This is a genomic window from Lentzea guizhouensis (assembly GCF_001701025.1).
GTDB classification, from domain to species: Bacteria; Actinomycetota; Actinomycetes; order Mycobacteriales; family Pseudonocardiaceae; genus Lentzea; species Lentzea guizhouensis.
In genome coordinates this window covers 1130171-1146815 of sequence record NZ_CP016793.1, presented here as the reverse complement: position 1 = coordinate 1146815, position 16645 = coordinate 1130171, and the positions used below count along the sequence as shown (strand labels likewise).

General features: G+C 69.5%; 15 protein-coding genes and 2 pseudogenes. 6 read left to right on the top strand and 11 right to left on the bottom strand.

Annotated elements, in window-relative coordinates; translation table 11 throughout:
- Positions 1-2 precede the first annotated feature (2 nt).
- Positions 3-287: a hypothetical protein gene (locus tag BBK82_RS47240; protein ID WP_071812532.1), complete on the top strand. Its 285-nt coding sequence runs from the start codon at positions 3-5 to the stop codon at positions 285-287.
- Here the strand turns inward: BBK82_RS47240 and BBK82_RS05845 are convergent.
- Complete coding sequence (locus BBK82_RS05845) at positions 244-1296, bottom strand: cytochrome P450 family protein (RefSeq protein ID WP_065914082.1); 1053 nt, start codon at positions 1294-1296, stop codon at positions 244-246. The two genes, BBK82_RS47240 and BBK82_RS05845, sit on opposite strands and share 44 nt — an antisense overlap.
- 84 nt (positions 1297-1380) lie before the next feature.
- Here BBK82_RS05845 and BBK82_RS56075 point away from each other — a divergent pair, with 84 nt between their 5' ends.
- Complete coding sequence (locus BBK82_RS56075) at positions 1381-3645, top strand: helix-turn-helix domain-containing protein (protein ID WP_065914081.1); 2265 nt, start codon at positions 1381-1383, stop codon at positions 3643-3645.
- Positions 3646-3671: 26 nt separating this feature from the next.
- Positions 3672-4178, top strand: coding sequence for a DUF6998 domain-containing protein (locus tag BBK82_RS05835; RefSeq protein WP_065920841.1), 507 nt, complete (start codon positions 3672-3674; stop codon positions 4176-4178).
- Here BBK82_RS05835 and BBK82_RS53795 read toward each other — a convergent pair.
- The 10 genes and pseudogenes from BBK82_RS53795 to BBK82_RS51455 form a co-directional block, all read right to left on the bottom strand.
- A pseudogene (locus BBK82_RS53795) lies at positions 4173-5141 on the bottom strand (SbcC/MukB-like Walker B domain-containing protein); the annotation flags it as partial. The gene BBK82_RS05835 and the pseudogene BBK82_RS53795 overlap by 6 nt on opposite strands.
- Positions 5120-8035, bottom strand: a complete 2916-nt coding sequence (locus tag BBK82_RS53790; protein ID WP_065914080.1) for a TIGR02680 family protein — start codon at positions 8033-8035, stop codon at positions 5120-5122. The pseudogene BBK82_RS53795 and the gene BBK82_RS53790, both read right to left, overlap by 22 nt.
- A complete protein-coding gene (locus BBK82_RS05825) occupies positions 8028-9182 on the bottom strand; it encodes a TIGR02678 family protein (protein ID WP_065914079.1) in 1155 nt (384 codons plus the stop codon). Before BBK82_RS05825 ends, BBK82_RS53790 begins: the two co-directional genes overlap by 8 nt.
- Positions 9179-10588 carry a TIGR02677 family protein gene (locus BBK82_RS05820; protein ID WP_065920840.1) on the bottom strand — a complete coding sequence of 470 codons (1410 nt, stop codon included), beginning with the start codon at positions 10586-10588 and terminating at the stop codon, positions 9179-9181. The genes BBK82_RS05825 and BBK82_RS05820 overlap by 4 nt, the downstream gene beginning before the upstream one ends.
- Positions 10589-10642: 54 nt before the next feature.
- Positions 10643-10936, bottom strand: a complete 294-nt coding sequence (locus BBK82_RS53785; RefSeq protein WP_237048365.1) for a DUF2399 domain-containing protein — start codon at positions 10934-10936, stop codon at positions 10643-10645.
- Between the two features lie 38 nt (positions 10937-10974).
- Positions 10975-11238, bottom strand: a pseudogene (locus tag BBK82_RS53780) (hypothetical protein); the annotation flags it as partial.
- A 197-nt stretch (positions 11239-11435) separates the two neighbouring features.
- Positions 11436-11873 (bottom strand): DUF6346 domain-containing protein, encoded by a 438-nt coding sequence (locus BBK82_RS05810; RefSeq protein WP_065914077.1) that lies wholly within the window; start codon positions 11871-11873, stop codon positions 11436-11438.
- Positions 11870-13168, bottom strand: a complete 1299-nt coding sequence (locus BBK82_RS05805) for a hypothetical protein (RefSeq protein WP_065914076.1) — start codon at positions 13166-13168, stop codon at positions 11870-11872. Before BBK82_RS05805 ends, BBK82_RS05810 begins: the two co-directional genes overlap by 4 nt.
- On the bottom strand, positions 13165-13473 hold the full coding sequence (locus BBK82_RS05800; RefSeq protein ID WP_065914075.1) for a hypothetical protein: 309 nt from the start codon (positions 13471-13473) through the stop codon (positions 13165-13167). Before BBK82_RS05800 ends, BBK82_RS05805 begins: the two co-directional genes overlap by 4 nt.
- On the bottom strand, positions 13470-13919 hold the full coding sequence (locus tag BBK82_RS51455; RefSeq protein ID WP_065914074.1) for a YbaB/EbfC family nucleoid-associated protein: 450 nt from the start codon (positions 13917-13919) through the stop codon (positions 13470-13472). The genes BBK82_RS05800 and BBK82_RS51455 overlap by 4 nt, the downstream gene beginning before the upstream one ends.
- Before the next feature lie 57 nt (positions 13920-13976).
- On the opposite strand from BBK82_RS51455, the gene BBK82_RS51450 reads away from it, so the two are divergent.
- The 3 genes from BBK82_RS51450 (at position 13977) to BBK82_RS05775 (ending at position 16645) form a co-directional block, all read left to right on the top strand.
- Positions 13977-14528 (top strand): hypothetical protein, encoded by a 552-nt coding sequence (locus tag BBK82_RS51450; protein ID WP_065914073.1) that lies wholly within the window; start codon positions 13977-13979, stop codon positions 14526-14528.
- 444 nt (positions 14529-14972) lie between these two features.
- Complete coding sequence (locus BBK82_RS05780) at positions 14973-15212, top strand: hypothetical protein (RefSeq protein WP_154697101.1); 240 nt, start codon at positions 14973-14975, stop codon at positions 15210-15212.
- A 113-nt stretch (positions 15213-15325) separates the two neighbouring features.
- Complete coding sequence (locus tag BBK82_RS05775) at positions 15326-16645, top strand: purine-cytosine permease family protein (protein ID WP_065914070.1); 1320 nt, start codon at positions 15326-15328, stop codon at positions 16643-16645.

The following is a 16645-nucleotide window of genomic DNA, read 5'->3' as shown; positions in this document are numbered from 1 at the left end:
TCATGCCCAGATTTGCCGAGTTCGATGTGGAAGGCCTGCGGAAATCCAGCGCCGTCGCGGACTTTCCCTGGTCAGAGACGTGGGTCACGTTGATCCGCGTCGATGCCAAGGGAGTTGTCCGGCAAGCCAAGTCGTTGACCGAGAAAGCTTCTTTGCTGACCGTCGCGTCGGACAAGGACCTCGTCATCGCCTCCTGTCCGGAGATTTACGCCGTCGACGACCTGTCGGCGGCCCGAGCAGCCGTCAGAGCTTCGGTCGCACGCGAAATGACGCCAAGCCTCGGATGAATGACACCCGCCACTCGGGCTCAGCGGCGAGCACGAGTTCCGGGAAACGCCGCAACAGCGTTCCGAAGGCGATCTCGCCCTCGATGCGCGCCAGCCGCGCCCCCAGGCAGTAGTGGATCCCGTGCCCGAACGTGACGTGTGGGTCTCGACCCAGCTGCAACACGTCCGGATCCGGAAACCGGGACGGATCCCGGTTCGCCGCCCCTAGTGAGACGGTGACCTGCGAAGATCGCGGAATCGTGACACCTCCGATGACCACGTCGGTGGTTGCTGTGCGAGAAACCCCCTCGGCGAGGGGCGGGTCGTAGCGCAGGAGCTCCTCGACGGCGTCCGGGATCAGCAGTGGGTCGTCGAGCAACCTCTGCTTCATGACGGGATCGCGCAGCAGCGCGAGCAGCCCGTTGCCGATGAGCTGCACGGTCGTCTCGTGGCCGGCGGTGATGAGCAGCACGAGCGTCTGCACGAGGTTCGGCTCGTCGCGGAGCTCGGTGATGACGTCGTCACCGGGCTCCTTGGTCGCCAGCAGGTTCTGCACGTACAGCGCGAACCTGCCGTAGGCCTCGACCATGGTCTCCATCGTGAGGAGCTCCGCGGTGAGCCCGCGCACCTCGTCCCTGTCCCTTTCGGGCACTCCGAGCAGTTCACAGATGACCGTGATCGGCAGCGGATAGGCGAACGTGGAGATCACGTCGACCTCGTCCTCGGTGTCCCACGCGTCCAGCAGCTCGTCGGTGATCTGCTGGATGCGCGGCCGTAGTGCCTCCATGCGCCGTGTGGAGAACGCGCGCGCGACGGGTTTCCGCAGGTGTGTGTGCTCCGGTGGATCCGTGTGGTTCATCATCCCGCCCGGGATGATCGCGCTGCTGAGGCCGGGGTGGTTGAGCGCCTGCACGACGTCGTCGAACCGGCTGATCATCCACACCTGGTTGCCGTCGGGGGCCTCGACCGGGGCCGGTCCCTGTTTGCGCCACTCGTCGAAGTACGGGGTGGGATCGGTGAAGAAACTCATGCGGCAATGGTGACGTTTGCGCTGTTCAGAGGCATGAGTAAGCAACCACCCAACTCTGCCGCGCGGATCACCTAGCCTGGCTCCATGGGGTGGCCGTTCGTGGGGAGGGACGCCGAGCTGGCCGCGGTCCGGCGTGCGGTGCGCGGTACCGGGCTGATCGTGGCGGGGCCGGCCGGTGTGGGCAAGACACGGTTGTTGGACGAAGTGGCGTGCGACGTGAGGCTGCGCGCTACTGCTGCGATGTCGGCAATTCCGTTGGGCGTGATGGCGCCCCTCTTGCCGTCGATGGACCCCTCGCCGTTGGTGATGCTGACCGCCGCACGGGAAGCGTTGCGTGGGCGCGTCGTGGTGGTGGACGACGTGCATCTGCTCGATGACGCGTCCGCCGGCTTGCTGCACCTCCTCGTGACGCACCGCGAGGCAGTGGTGGTGGCGACACTGCGGTCGGGTGAACGTGCACCGGACCCGGTCGTCGCGCTGTGGAAGGACGAACTGCTTCCGCGCATCGAACTCGAACCACTCGGCCGCGCCGCCGTGGTCGAAGTGCTCGAAACGGTGCTCGGCGGTGCGGTGGAGAGCGCCACGGCCGAACGGTTGTGGACCGCGACGGCCGGCAACATGTTGCTGCTGCGAGAGATGCACTTCGCGGCGCAATGGGTGTCGCACGACGGTGTGTGGTCGTTGGACGGGCCGCTGCCGTTGTCCGCACGGCTGGTGGAACTGATCGAGTCACACCTCGCGGCCGTGTCCGACGAGGACCGGCGGGTGCTGGAGCTGCTCGCGTTCGGTGAGCCGCTCGACCTGCCTGCTGCGGAGTCGTTGGACGGGCTTGTTGTTGTGTCCGATGACGGGCTGAGGCTCGCGCATCCGTTGTACGGCGAGGTGTTGCGCGCGCAGTGCCCTCCTCTGCGCAAGCGCAACCATCAGCGTCATCTGGCGTCGGTGTTGGACGACCCGTTGCGCGTCGCCGTGCTGCGTCTGGACAGCGGTACGGCCGATGATTCCGAGCTGCTGCTCACGGCTGCTCGTCTGGCGTGCGCGACGGGTTCCCTGAGTCTGGCCGAACGGCTTGCACGCGCCGCATGGTCAGTCGGTGGTGGTGTGGAGGCCGGGCGGTTGTTCGCCGAAGTACTGGTCTTCAGCGAAAGGCCCGAGGAAGCCGAAGAAGTCTTCGCGATGGTCGCCACCGACGACGATCCGGTCGAGGTGCTCGCTGTTCGTGCGATGAACCTCGGGTGGGGGCTCGGGCGCAGCGAGGAAGCCGCGGCGTTGGTCGAGATGAGCGCGGTGCGGGCGAACCTGCTCTTCGACGCGGGCAAGTACGACGACGTCCGCGCGGTCCTCAACGGCGACGACCCGGAGGAAGCCGCGGTCCTCGCGCTCGTCGACGTGGTCCAAGGTCGTTATGCGGGCCCGTTCCCGCTCATCGCACCGCGGCCGAGCATCCCGCTGGGCACGGAGACGGTCCGCACCGCCGAGGTGTTCGTGCTCGCGACGCACGGCGAGCTCCTCAGCGCCGAACGCCTTGCGCGGGAAGCACTTGCCGGCTGCGCGGAGTGGAACTCCATGCGGTCGACGTGGCTGGTGTCGCTGGGCTCGATCACCCAGGCGCTCGGCCGGCTGGAGGAGGCCAGGTCGTTGCTGCGCGAGGCACGACCGGCGCGCCCGTTCGCGCGGCTGTGCGTGCTCGCCTGCGTGGAGGCCCAGCTGGGCAACGACGCACGTGAGCTGCTGGCCGAGGCGGAAAGGCTGGTGCCGCAAGGACTCGTGCCGCACCGCAGCGGGCTGTGGCTCGCCCGGATCTGGGCAGGAGGTGCGTCACCGTTCGACGCCGCGGCAGAGGTGCGGACCCGCGGCGAACACGCTGCCGAGGCCTTGCTGCTGCACGAGGCGGTGCGGCTGGGTCACGCGGGTGAGGCGGCCGGGCGGTTGCGGGAGCTGGCCGAGACGACGACGGGACTGCTGGTGCCGTTGTACGCCCGGCACGCGGAGGCGTTGGTGCGCGGGGACTCCGCGGCGCTGGCGGAGGTGGCGTCCGAGTTCGAGGCCGCCGGGATGGTGTTGCTCGCGGCGGAAGCGGCCGCGGAGTCGGGCGACCGGGCGCTGTTCGGGCGGCTGATCGGCTCCTGCGAGGGGGCGCGGACGCCGGCGTTGGCGCTGATGACGGCGCCGGAGCTGACGCGGCGCGAGCGGGAGGTCGCCGGGCTGGCGGCACGGGGGATGACGAACAGGGAGATCGCGGAGGCGTTGGTGATCTCGGTGCGGACGGTGGACAACCACCTGTCGAACGCCTACGGGAAGCTGGGGATCGCGACGAGGGCGGAGCTGGCGGAAACGCTGGGGAGCTGACGACCGACGGACCTGCTGTGGACGCGATGACGCGGGTGGCCGGCCTGATCCGGCAGCGAAACCTGATCGACGCGGAGCTCGCCGCGTGCATTGGGAGGCCCGCGCTGCAAGGACACCTCGGCGAGTGGATCGCCGCGCAGGTCTTCGGCATCGAGCTGGAGCAGCACGCCACGGCCAAGGGCATCGACGGCCGGTTCGCGGACGGCCGGACCGTGAACGTGAAGTGGTACCTCAAGCGCGAGGGGTTGCTGGACCTATGTCAGGAAGGGCCGGACCTGTACCTCGTCCTGACCGGCCCGAAAGCCGCTGCCGCGAGCTCCCGGGGCACCACGCGGCCGATGGCCGTCGACGCCGTCCACCTGTTCGACGCGGAGGAGGTCCTGGCCGACCTCCGGTCGCGCGGGCGCAAGGTCGGCACCGCGTCGAGCGTGCGGGCCGTGTTGTGGGACGCCGCCGAGATCTACCCGCGACGGCACCCGACGTTCGAGGTCACGGACGAGCAGCGCGCGATGCTGGCGTTGCTCGGCTCATGACTCGTCCGGCTTCAGGCTGTGCCCGTCCCACGTGAACCGCACCGTCGTCACCGCGTCATCCCCGTCGGTCCCCGTCGTCAGCTGGTGGATCGCGATCCCGCTCAGCTCCTGGTAGTCGCACCACTCGTGGTCCGACGTGAGCACGAGGTCGAGGTCGAACGCCACGAGCAGCTCCAGCAGCTGTCCCCGGTTCGTCGCGTCGACACCGACGAACACCTCGTCCAGCAGGATCAGCCGGGGTGCGGTGGGCGTGGCCTGGTAGTGAGCGGCGGCCGCGGCGAACAGGGGGAGGTGCAGGACGATGGCCTTCTCGCCGCCGGACAGCGCGCCGTGGACGCGTTTGGTGACCGGGATCCAGCCGTCGCCGCGGTCGACCTTGACGACGAACTGGTGCCACGTCGTGTAGTCGAGGACTTGGGCGAGTTGTTGTTCCCAGCCCGTCGCGGTGCCGTGGGCGCGTGCTTCCTCTACGCGCTCGCGGAAGAACTGGTGCAGGATTGCGCGTTCGTCGTCGGACAGGCCGTAGGGGTCGCGGAGGAGGAGGTCGCGGGCCTCGCGCGTGCCCAAAGGCAGCTGCGGGTCTACCTGCCAGACGAGTTGTACGCGCACGTTGGAGGCGGTCTGCACGCGTTCCAGGCGCTGGTTCATGGTGTCGACGAGGTCGATGGTCGAGCTGATGCGCTGGGCGAGGTGGCGGCGGGTGTCGCCGGTGAGGAACTGGTCGAAGAGCGAGCCCTCGCTGTCGGCGATGTGCGCGAGCATGCGGTCGCGGTCGGCGCGCAGGGTGGTCAGCAGGCCGGAGGCGCCGGTGCGCACGCCGTTGATCGTGGCGGTGAGGACGGTGACGTCGTCGTCGGGTTCGAGGGAGAGGTCGACGCGGCCGGCGAGTTGCTGGCGGGCGTCGTGCACGGTGTTGTTGAGGTGGGCTTCGGCGTCGCGGATCAGGCGTTGTTCGAACGGGACGTCGGCGAGCTCCTCGACCAGCGCTGAAGCGTCCGTCGTGGAGACGAGGGCGTCCGCCGGGAGGTGGCTGCCGGCGAGGTGGTCGAAGCGGGCGCGGGCGGCGTCGCGGACGGTGGTGGCCTCGAAGGCGCGGGCGCTGTCGGTCTTGCGGCGTTCCTCCCACGTGCCGAGCACGCGCGCCAGTGAGGTTTGCTTGTGCCGCAACGTGTCCTGGGAGTCGAGCAGCGAGCGGGACTGCGCGCGCAACGAGACGAGGCGCTCGTCGAGCTCGCGGTACTCGGCGCCGGAGGAGCGTTCGACGGTCTCCAGGACGATCGCGAGGCCCTCGGCCTCCTGCTGCTGGGTGCTCGCCGACTCCGAAGCCTCGTCGGCCAGTTCGCTGCTGGTGGCGGCGCGTGCCACGGCGGCGGCGGCCAGCGCTTCGGCGGTCGCGGCGTCGAGGCGGTCGTCCAGCCAGCGCTGGCCGGTGGTGCGGAAGGCCGACACCGCGGCCAGCACGGCGTCGAGGCCCTGCTCGGTGGTGGGCAGTCGTGGCCAGCGCGGTCACCGCGCAGGGCCTGGGTGACCGCGAGGTCGGCGTCGGAGCACCGGGTCCCGGCGCGGCGACGGCGTCCTGCCTCGCGGCACAACGCAGCTGTGCCTGGTGCGCTGCTCCTCGGCCAGTTCGAGCGGTCGTGGCTGGGCTGGCGGGCGAGCTCGCCGGCCAGGGTCGCGCGGCGGACGGCGAGCAACGACAGCGCGGCGTCCAGGCCGGCCAGGTCGGTGGCCAGCTCCTCGATCGACGCGGTGAGCTCGGCGATGCGGCGCGCGCGGCCCCGTTCCCTCGCGGCCGAACCGATGTAGGCGGGCTCCGGCTTGGTCCAGCGGCCGTGCACGGTGGCCAGCCGCCACGTGCCGTCGGCGCCGATCGCCGCGGTGTGACCGGTCGCCGTCTCGCCGAACGCGATGCCTTCGAGCAGCCGCCGGGCCCGCTCGTCCTCGCTGGTCAGGACGTCGAGCAGGGTGCGGCCGGGCGCGGGGGCGGCGAGCAGCGGTTCGGCGAAGCGGTCCTCGTCGACCAGGCCGAACGAGTTGAGCGGCGTGAGCCAGGCGTCGAGCAGACCGGACGCCTCCAGCGCCGCCTCGACAGCCGCGCGGACCGGGATCGGCACGTCGGGGTAGAACTCGACGAGCCGCCACAGCGGGGTGCCCGCAGCGGTGGTGCGGTGGTCGACGTCGCGTGTGTATGGAGCCGGAGGGGGCACATCGACCTGATTGGCCAGCTTCTCGCGGATGGCGTTGTACTGCGAGAGTTGACGGTTCAGCGCGTTGCGGTTTTCGTGCAACGTCGCTTCGGCGCGGCTGAACTCCTCACGGGCGAGCGCGGCGGCTTCGACGACCGTGGCAGGCACGATCTCCGTGGGATCGGCCAGCGTCAGTTCGGTGCAGCCACGGGCCCACGTCGCGAACTCCTCGGCGAAGCGCGCAAACGCTTGCTCATGAGCTCGTTGTGCCTGCGCCTCCGCCTGCTCGGCCTGTGCCAGCTCCTCGCGCGTCTCCTCCAACCGCTGCTGCGCGGCCTTCTGCAGCTGCACGGCCTGCTCGTGGGCGAGGAGCACCCGGCGGACGTCGGCGACCTGGGCGGTCCTGGCGTCGACGGCGGCGTCGAGCAGCTGCCGTTGCACGCGCACGTCGCTGCCGCGTTCGAGCTCGGCGAACACCGACGGCATCCCGGCGCGTTCGGCGGCGTGCCCGGCCTCGGTGGCGGACTTGCGGACGTGCTCGGCCCGGTCGGCGGCCGTGGACATGGCCGCGGCGGCCAGTTCGGCGTCCTCGGCGGCACCGACGCGCAGCTTCTCGGCGTGCGCGGCGGCGTCGGTGGCCCAGGAGCTCGCGGTGTCGAGCTGGCGCCGCAGCCGGTCGACCTGCTTGCCCTTCTGGTAGCCGGGCAGCTCGGTGATGCCGGTGATCTCGGCCTCGACGCCGCTCACCTCGGCGATCAGCGCGGCGAGCTGGTCCGCGTTCTGCTCGACGAAGACGACCTGCTGCTCGTAGCGCTGCTCGCTCTCCTCGGCGGCACGGGTCCGTTCGGCCAGTTCGGCTTCGGCGGTCGACAACGCCGTGGCCGCCGCACGCAGCACGCGCTGGGCATAGGTGCGTTGGCGCGAAGCGAGGACTTCGGCGGTGGCGATCTCCTCGTCGAGCCGCCGCAGCTCCTCGCGTTGCCCGTCCAGCAGCTCGAAACCCTCGGCGATCTCACCGAGCTCCGCGGCGTCCAACGGCGGAAGTGCCTTGGACAGCAACGTCGACAGCACGCTCGGGTCGAGCCGCTCGGACAGCTTCGGCGTGCGCAGCTGCAGCAGCGCGGTGATCAACGAGTCGTAGCGCTGTTCGCTCACTCCGGGGAACAACGTCGTACGGACCGTGTCGCGGTATTCGGCAGGAGACGGGTGCACGGCGCCGTGGTCGCCGATCGCGGTCGCGAGGTCGGAGCTCGTCAGCGGCCTGCCGGCCTCGTTGACCAGCGCGAGGTCACCGACGCGTTGGTCGGTGGTGAAGTAGTGCGTGGTGACGTTGTTGGTGTTCGTGGTCGCCTGAAGCCTTGCGCCACAGGTGAACCAGCGTTCGCCCTGCTGGAACTCCAGCCACACGTAACCCACGCGCGTGCTGCCGTGCACGCCCTCGCCCATGAGGTTCCAGTGCATGGTGCGGTCCGCGCTGCCGAACGTCGACAGGCGGTGCGGGCGCAGGTTCGCGTCGAAGAGGTACGGCAACAGCAGTTCGAGCGCCTTCGACTTGCCGGTGCCGTTCGGGCCTCTGAGCAGCAGCCGGCCCTCGTGGAAGGTGAAGATCTCGTCGTAGTAGCGCCAGACGTTGATGATGCCGGCGCGGCTGGGTTGCCACCGGTCAGTCATGCAGCTCCTCGACCGCGTACCTGGCTGCCGCCGGCAGCCTGCTCACGTTGCCGTCGTCCACGCGGGCCAGCCCGAACGCGCGCAGCAGTGCGAGCCCGTCGTCGGCGAGCCGGGCGGCCCCGCCGTCCGAACGGTATGCCTTGGCCCAGTTGGGAAACCGGGTCAGCAGCTGGTCGGTCTCCGCGACCAGGTCGTCCTCGCTCGCGTCGCCGTGCCCGAGCCGGTCGAGCAGGATCAGCGCGGCGACCTTGGCGTGGCTGTCGTCGTCGGGGAACCGCGTGTCCGTCGCGATCGCGTCGGCGTCGACCAGCACGAACCCCTCGGCGCGCTCCTCCAGCGTGCAGCCGGCGATGCCGACGGCGGTGTGGACGAGCTTGCGGCCGCTGGGAGAGGCGAGGAACGCCCGTTGGTCGTCGGTCAGCTCGTCGCGGTAGACCACCGGGTCGTCGACCAGTCTGCGCAGCACGGAGTGCCTGGTCCACAGGTTGCGCTGGGCGGTCGAGCTGTCGTCGTACCGGTTCTCGCGGGTGAGGCTCCCGACGTCGTCCACTGTGGACGGCGCGGTCGGTACGGCGAGCAGCCGGGTGACGAGCGTGGCGTCGACCCGGTACAGCACCTTGGCGTCGGGGTGGTCGAGGAAGCTCTCCGTCGTGCCGTCGACGGGCTTGACGGCGCCGTGATGCTGCAGGAACAGCAGGACGTCGACGAACGCCGACCGTTCGTCACGGCGCGAGGGGTCGAACGGCGGCATGCCTTCCACCGTCGTCGTCTGCCGGACACGGTCCGCGAGCAGACCGATCGTGGTCGCCGGCCCGGCCAGCAGCTCCGCGCACACCACGCACAACAGCGTGTAACGGCGCCGGTCGAACGGCGCCCCTCCCGACCGCGCCCGGCGGGCAGGCCGGGTGGGATCGGGCCGGTCCGTGGTCTTGGTGAGCCGCGCGTACCCGGCGCGCGGCTCGACGTGCAGCCGCCAGCCGCAGTAGAAGTCGAACCACTTGGTGATCGGCTCGCGGCGACGTCGCACCAGGTCAAAGCCATCGGGCTCGCGCTCGGCGGTCAGCAACGGGCTCGCGAGCAGCATCCTGATGCCACGCGCCACCTCCTCGCTCTCCAACCGCGCGAGCTGGTTACCCGTCCTGCTCATCGGCGCTGCACTTCGATCACGTAGTCCGGACCGCTCAACGTACCCCGCTGCGTGGTGATCTTCGCCCACCCGCGCGCGTTGCGTAGCCTGATGTGCACCCGCCCGTCACTAGTGGAGGCCGCACGGGTCCCGGTGCTGTCCGGCAACGCCGCGAGCGCCCTGCCCACGAGGTCGAGCAACCGGTCGAACGCGTCGTGGTCGAGCTCCTGCAAGCTGGAGATCCTGATGGGCCCGTCGGTCTGCAACTGCTGCCACGCGAGCTCCAGCTCGTGCCGCTCGCGCTGCGCCTGCTCCTTGCGCGCCCGGCGGATCTGCTCCACGTCCCGCACCTTGCCGGTCGCGCCGATGTGCTCCTGTTTGCCGGTTCTGCGCAGCTGCGGCGACACGGGCACCGCCGGCGTGTTGTGCCACGGCTCGGCACTAGGGATCAGCTCGCCGTCCGCGTGCTGCAGGTGCGCATGCCTGGCCGGCCACAATCCGAACGCGGCGTTGAACAGCTCGTGCGCCTCGTCGTCGTTGTTCGTGCGCGCGAACCAGCTGGCAAGCGCCCGGAAGTCGGCGGCAGTGTTGGTGGGCTTGCGCCGTTGCTCGCTTATCCGGTCGAGCGCGCGCAACAGCTCGACAATGACCGTGCGCGCGATGTCCTCAAGTTCGTCGATCCGTTGCTCTTCGAACCACGCCGTGAGCATCGCCCAGGCGTCTTTGCGCTGTTGCAGCCACTGCAGCTCATCGCGGACATGGGCGCTCTTGAGCGCACGTTCGCGCACTTCTTCTGCGTCGATGAGCGCGAGCGTCTGCCGAATACGTTCCTTGCGCGCGTCGAGGTCGCTTACAAAGGTCTGCAAGTGAGCAACGGTCTCACGTTTCGCGTCATCCTGCGTTTGCACGCGCTTCAGCTCACCGTGGAACAGCTGGACGCCGGTCTGGAAGGCATCGAGATGACTCTCGAGCTCCAAAAGCGCCGCGTAGGTGCGGACGTCGCTCGTGCGGAGCTCCTCAAGCCGGTCCGCGATGGCGTCGAGGTGGGCGGCTTCGAGCACGCCGGTGCTGCCGATGATCTTCCGCGCGTACCTGGCGGCCGCCGTCGCCGCCTCACCACGCCTGGTCAGGACGTGCCGGAGGTTCTCCCGCTCATAGTCGTCCGCAGAGGTGTAGTGCGTGGCGTGGTGCTGAACGGTGTCGACCAACCCCCACTGCCTCAGACTCCTGAGGGCGCTCTTCAACTCCTCGTCGCTGACCGGCCGGTGGTTCCTGCGCAGCTCGTGGTGGACGTCGTCGAGGGTGAGAGCGGTCTCAAGGCGCTCGTTCGCCTCGCCGAACGCGTGGAGAACCGCCGTGTGCAGCTCCGCGTTCGGCCCCGTGGTGAAGCGGAACAGGTCCGCGGGCACCGTCGGAAACGTCGTCACCTGCACCACCGTAGCGGTTGTCTATCGCTCGTTCGGGTGCCCCGCCCGGCGCCATCAGGCCGACAGGTCGTCGAGGAGGTCGTCCAGCACCGGTTCCTCCTCCACACAGTGGCCGGTGTGCGTCATCGCCGGTGTGAGTGCGGGATCCCAGCGGGCGTCGACCGGTGCACCGGTGAGCCGGACACGCCGGCTCGCAGGAAACGCGGCGGCAGGCCGGGGTTCTCGAGGTCGCGGATGCGTGACAGGTCGTAGAGCGGTTTGGCGAGGAGTGCGGTGCCGCCGGCCAGCAGCAGGGCCAGCAACGCCTTGGCGAACCGGTGTTCGCGAGGCTGGTCCACGGCCTCCCACTCGGAACCGGTGAACGTGACGGGCTTCGGGCGACCGAGGTCCGCGTCGGTGAACTGCGAGTGGGCCATCGTCTGCGTGAGCTGCTCGCCGGTGTTCCCGGTGATGTCGACGGTGCAGCGCCAGGTGGCGGTGAGGTAGCGCCAGTCGCGGTCGCAGGAGGTGGCGGTGCCGGTGCCTTCGACAGCGCGGGGCCAGGTGTCGGCGCGTGCGGTGATCAGCAGGCCGTGGGTGAAGTAGGCGGCGGTGAGGGCGAGCAGGCCTGCGGCGACGTATCGCGGGGCGTCGGCGCGGAGGCGGCGCATCTCGGCGCGTGGGGAGGTGCGTTTCGAGCGGCTGTTCTGCCAGGCGATGCCGGTGCCGACGAGGCCGGCGGCGATGAGGACGACTGCGGCCGTGATCTGCCATGGGCCGTAGTCCTCCCAGTAGAACAGCAGGAAGGCTGCGCCGACCAGGCACGAGCCCGACCAGGCCAGGGCGAGCCAGCGTTGGTGGTGTCCTTTCACGACACGGCCTTCTTGCGAAACAGGCGGAACGTGATGATGACGCCGACGATCAGGAGCCCGATGGCGCAGAGCACGGCGGCTGCGGTGTTCGGTTCCCTGCGCTCGGCCAAGCCCCACTCCGTGCTCGCTTGCGAGGACCTCCCCGACCGGACGCTGTTCGTGGTCATCGGCACCTGACGGCCCACGTCGGCGGGGGTCAGGATGGAGTTGTCGCGGTGGTAGGCGTAGCGCTTGCCGTCGTTGGCGACGATGGTGGCGTCGCAGGACCAGAGCAGGCCGAACGCCCAGGGGTTGCGCTTGCACGAGATGTCCTGGGCGTGGCCCTTGGTCTCACCGCCGGAGGACGCCTCACCGTCGAACGCGAGTGAAGCGGCCTGCGCGCCGTAGAAGATGGCCAGCCAGAGCAGCACAGTGGTGATCACCCGCGTGGTCATCGGCCTGCTCCCTGGTCCTTGTGGCCTCCGCCCTCGGCCTTGTTCAGCTCCTTGGAGAGTTCCTTCGCCGGGTGGACCAGGTCACCCCAGTTCGGCACGAGGTGGTGGAGGTCGCGGCTGGCGACGGCACGCACCCAGTTCTGGCCATCCAGCAGGCCTTTGCTCAGCGGCGCGTCGATGCGGTCGGCGGCGCGGCCCATCTGGGTGCTCGGGTCACCCATGTTCCGTTCCTTCGTGGTCAGGGGCGGTTGGTTCATCGTGTCGTAGAAGTCCTTGATCTTCTGCTTGCGCGCAGGTCCGTTCTCCTTCACCCGCGCCGCCCAGTCATCGACCTTCTGGCTCGTGCGCTGCACGACGTCGTCGACCTTGTTCGTCGCGCTGTCGACTCCGTCCTGCAGGCGCTTGCCGGCGTTCGACAGGCTGTCGCCGATGTTGTCCAGCGAGTCGGCCCTGGACACCTTGGTGGCGGAGTCGGAGGCGAGCTCGGCCGCGCGCTGGTTGCCGTGCGGGCTGTTCGGCATCTGCTTGCTCAGCGACGAGAGCTCGTCGGCCTGTTTGCGCATGGCCGCTCCTGCCCGTTTGGCCAACGAACCGAGCTTCTCCAGAGCCTTGAACAGCTTGGCGACGAACCGGGCGATCTTGGTCCCGATCTCGACGGCCTTTGTGATCGCGCGGGTGATGAACGCCGCGATCGAGGCACCCGCGGTCGGAACGGCCGACGCCGCAGCTGGGATGCCCCACATGAGCAGGGTGCCCGCGAGGTCGGCGAGGAGGTCGCGGATCAGTGCTCGGGTGGCGGCCACGACGGCGCCGGCGACCTTGACCTTGTTCGCTGCCGATGCCGCGGCGGCGGAGGAGGCTTGAAGTGCGGAGACGAGACTGGTGCAGCGAGTTCGGTACGTGTCGGCGGCGTTCCCGGTCCAACCCTCGAGGGTTTTCGCGTTCGTCTCGTAGTGCTTCGCCTCGTCGGCCAGGCGCTTCGAGATGTTCTCCCAGGTGGTGCCGACCGCCTCGATGGCGGGCGGGTCGCCCATGAGCTTGTCGAACGCCTCGCGGACGAAGCCGACGTTCTCGATGATCCACCCGACCACGGACGACGCCAGCGAGCCGAGCGGGTCGGTGAGGAATCCGGCCACGTCCATCGCCAAGGCGGCCGAGTCGATGCCGAGCGCGACCGGGTCGACGGCTTTCCCCTCGGCGAACGGCTTGATCACGTCTTCCGCCGAGTCGAACATGCCGGCGCCGGCGTAGTACTTCTGCTCGTTCTCCTTCTGCTTGATCAGTGGGTTCGTCATCGGTCCACTCCGTCCAACGCGATCCGGTTGCCGTCGTCCGCCTGCCGGTAGGTCTCGGCGGTCGAGCAGAGGCTGTCGCCGGTGGCCTCGAAGGCCTTGGGAAGGGAGGCGAGCAGGGCTTTGGCGTCGTCGAGCTCGTCGTTGAAGATGAACGACCACATCTGGCAGAGCTCGCCCATGACGTTCGGACCAAGGCTCACCTGGGAGGCTGAGGCGGCCTCCTGCAGGGACGGGGAGAGTTGGCCGACGAGCATCTTGCCGTGGGCGGCGACGGCGTCGGCCTGGGTGCGGAAGGCGCCGGTCATCGCAGCACCGAGTTTCCGCCGAAGTCGTCGTCATCGCCGCGCGGCGGAGCGGGGCGGCCGGGTGCGGGTGGGGGCTCGACGGTGCCTGCCGGGTCGATCACGGCGATGCCCTGGTCGATCTGCTCGCGCAGGAACGCCATGCCCTCGCCGTCGCCGAGCAGGGGCTGGAGGGTGGTCTCGATCTTGCGGGCGGCTTCGACCTGGGCGCGGCGGATGGTGTCCATGATGGTGCGGGCCAGGGTGGTGTGGCCCAGGTCGTCGGCGCGCGGGGTGAGTTGCAGGGACTCGATGCGGCCGCCGGAGCCGACGGTGATGATGACCGAGCCGTCGGGGCTTTGGGCTTCGGTGCGGGAGTCGCGGAAGGCCGTCTGGATGGCGTTGGCCTGGTCCTGGGCCTGGGTGAGGCGCTGCTCGAACGTGGCGAGGTACTCGTACGGGTCGGTCACGTCTCGAATGTTCTCATTCGTCGCGACTCTCCGCGCACGGTTCGGCACAATGCGTGCATGATCAAGCCGCTGGTGACGGGGGAGATGCGGGAACGCGCGCGGCGGGTGCCCAGCAACTGGTTGCACGTGGTGGATCCCGCCTACGACGAGGTGGTGGCGGAGGCGGTGGTCGGGCGGTACCTCGTGGACGAGCGCGGGGAGATCACCGACGAGTACGTGGCGAATCCGCGGTACCGGGCGAAGGAGCTGGTCTTCGAGAACGACCTCGAGTCGTTGATGTACCTGGTGTGGCACGGGCGGGCGGAGAAGCGGGAGCTCGTCGACGCGGTGCTGGCGGCCGAGTTGGTGTTGCCGGCGGATCCGGCGAAGAAGGCGCGGGAGCACGTGGTGCTGCGGGGGAACGTGATCGACGCGTTCGCGTCGGAGCGGGCGCTGCCGCCGGACTGGCCGCCGCACTGGCAGCGGTTTCACGGGGTGGAGCTCGCGGTGATCGTGGACGCGCTCCAAGAGCCCGCGACGGTGTTGATCGCGGCGCAGGGCGGGGTGCGGTTCGAGGTTCCGGGTGCGGTGCTGGTCGACGGGCTGCGCGCGGTGATCACGATGAGGTGAAACGAGAAGCCAGGACCGCCTGTGGTTGCGCCGATCGGGCTAACCTCCGGCCGTGCGGACGAGGCTCAACGCGATGCAGCAGGCGGTGGTGGACGCCGGGCGTGCGTTGCCCCAGCTGAGCGACCCGGTGGAGGTCGAGTTGCGGGTGAGTGCGTTCGCGGGGCCGTTTGCGCACAACGAGGAGTTGTGGGAAGTCGTTGTGCAGCACCTGGCGGAGCGGCCCAGTCGGCGGAGTGCGGCGTTGCTGACCGCGTTGGGGCACCTTTTGCCCGGGCGGGGTGGGGGGTGGGCGCGGGAGGCGGCGCGGGGTTGGAGCGGCCGCGGTGGGATCTCGGGCGGCTCCGGTTCGGGGAGTGCTGGGTCGGGGATCGGTCGGTCGACGCGGGATATTTGGCGTTGATGTGCAGTTATGCATATGACGATGAGTCGCACGCCATGGTTTTCATGATCGATGAAATCAGCGGGAGCTTGACGCGGCACGCGTTTCTGACGCGGGAGGTGGGGGAGACGCTGGTGCGGTTGAAGGAGCAGGTGCGGTTGCAGTCGATTCCACCGGAGGCGGCGCACTGGTTGCTTTCCCGCAGCTACGACCGGTTCGAGCGGCGGCCGGGGTTCGGGGGGAGTGCGGATCTGCACCACACGCGGCTGGTGGCGCGCAGGCGGATCGCGTTGGCGATGAATTGAGGGCTGTGCGAATCGCAACGTGACGTTTCGTCCGACTGTGCAGATTGTCTGTAGCTCGATCGTGACTCCGCCATTACTGTCCGGGTTGTCGATCACAGGGCGGAGGGACGATCGTGGCCGCTCTTCCCAAGCAGGACGACCAGGCCCTCAGTCGTGTCCCTGACCAGGCGCGACACCCGTGGTTGTCGGTCGCGACCCAGCGCTTCGGGCAGACGTCCGCGCTGAGCCAGTTGCTGCTGGGCGCGACCCTCGGGTTCGGCATGGGGTTCTGGGACGCGTTCCTGGCGCTCACGATCGGGGCGCTGGTGCTCAACGTCGTCGCGGTCGCGGTCGGGATCATCGGGCAGCGGGAAGGGCTCTCGACGGCGATCCTCAGCCGGTGGACCGGGTTCGGGCACGCGGGGTCGGCGGTGCTCGGGCTGGTCATCGCGTTGTCGGCGACCGGCTGGTTCGGGGTGCAGACGGGGCTGGCGGGGGTCACGCTCGCGACCGTCTCGGGGGTGTTGCCGGCGCCGGTGTGGTCGTTGGCGTTCGGGCTGGCGATCACGATCATCGCGGCCTGTGGCGTTCGGTGGATGGCGTGGACCGCTTATCTGACCGTGCCTGCGTTCTTGCTGCTCGTGCTGTGGGTCGTGGTCGCGAACGTCGGTGACTTCCCGGCCGCGCTGGCGGGGGCCGCGCCGGGGCCGCGGATCGGGATGCTCACGGCGGTGACGCTGGTGATCGGCAGCTTCGTCGTCGGTGCCGCGATCGCGCCGGACATGACGCGGTTCAACCGGTCGTCGTGGGACGTGGTGAAGCAGACCGTCGTCGGCATCACGGCCGGTGAGTGGGTGGTGGGCTGTGCCGGTGTGCTGCTCGCGCACGGGCTCGGCACCACGGACGTCATGGGCGCGATCAGCCGGTCGGGCGGCTGGATCGGCGCGCTGGTGGTGGTCACGGCCGTGCTGAAGATCAACGACTGGAACCTCTACTCGGCGTCGCTGGGCCTGGTGAACTTCTTCGACGCGGTGTTCGACCTGCGGATCAGCCGCGCGCAGGTGACCGTGGTGGTCGGGATCGCGGGCAGCCTCCTGGCCGCGGCGGGCATCCTCACCCAGTTCACGCACTTCCTGGTGCTGCTCGGCGTGGTGTTCCCGCCGGTCACCGGGATCATGATCGCCGAGTACTACGTGGTGCGGCGCTGGCGCAACGAGATCATCTCCACCAGACCGCGCGTGCCGAGGTCGGCACCCACGTGGGTGCCCGCCACCGTGCTCATCTGGCCGGCTTCCGCGGTCGTGGGTGAGCTCGTTCCGTTCGGGCAGTCCAGTGTGAACTCACTCGTGCTCGCCTTCGCGCTCTACGTCTCAGCGGGCAGGTTGGACCTCCTGCGCGTGCGGTGCCGCAAGGCCACCAACCGTAAGGTGGTCGGGGAAGCGTCTGCCGCCTGA

Bases quoted from the DNA above. Each gene is read 5' to 3' on its own strand.
- BBK82_RS47240 (WP_071812532.1), top strand. From the start codon at position 3: ATGCCCAGATTTGCCGAGTTCGATGTGGAAGGCCTGCGGAAATCCAGC.
- BBK82_RS05845 (WP_065914082.1), bottom strand. From the start codon at position 1,296: ATGAGTTTCTTCACCGATCCCACCCCGTACTTCGACGAGTGGCGCAAA.
- BBK82_RS56075 (WP_065914081.1), top strand. From the start codon at position 1,381: ATGGGGTGGCCGTTCGTGGGGAGGGACGCCGAGCTGGCCGCGGTCCGG.
- BBK82_RS05835 (WP_065920841.1), top strand. From the start codon at position 3,672: ATGACGCGGGTGGCCGGCCTGATCCGGCAGCGAAACCTGATCGACGCG.
- BBK82_RS53790 (WP_065914080.1), bottom strand. From the start codon at position 8,035: ATGACTGACCGGTGGCAACCCAGCCGCGCCGGCATCATCAACGTCTGG.
- BBK82_RS05825 (WP_065914079.1), bottom strand. From the start codon at position 9,182: ATGAGCAGGACGGGTAACCAGCTCGCGCGGTTGGAGAGCGAGGAGGTG.
- BBK82_RS05810 (WP_065914077.1), bottom strand. From the start codon at position 11,873: ATGACCACGCGGGTGATCACCACTGTGCTGCTCTGGCTGGCCATCTTC.
- BBK82_RS05805 (WP_065914076.1), bottom strand. From the start codon at position 13,168: ATGACGAACCCACTGATCAAGCAGAAGGAGAACGAGCAGAAGTACTAC.
- BBK82_RS05800 (WP_065914075.1), bottom strand. From the start codon at position 13,473: ATGACCGGCGCCTTCCGCACCCAGGCCGACGCCGTCGCCGCCCACGGC.
- BBK82_RS51450 (WP_065914073.1), top strand. From the start codon at position 13,977: ATGATCAAGCCGCTGGTGACGGGGGAGATGCGGGAACGCGCGCGGCGG.
- BBK82_RS05780 (WP_154697101.1), top strand. From the start codon at position 14,973: ATGATCGATGAAATCAGCGGGAGCTTGACGCGGCACGCGTTTCTGACG.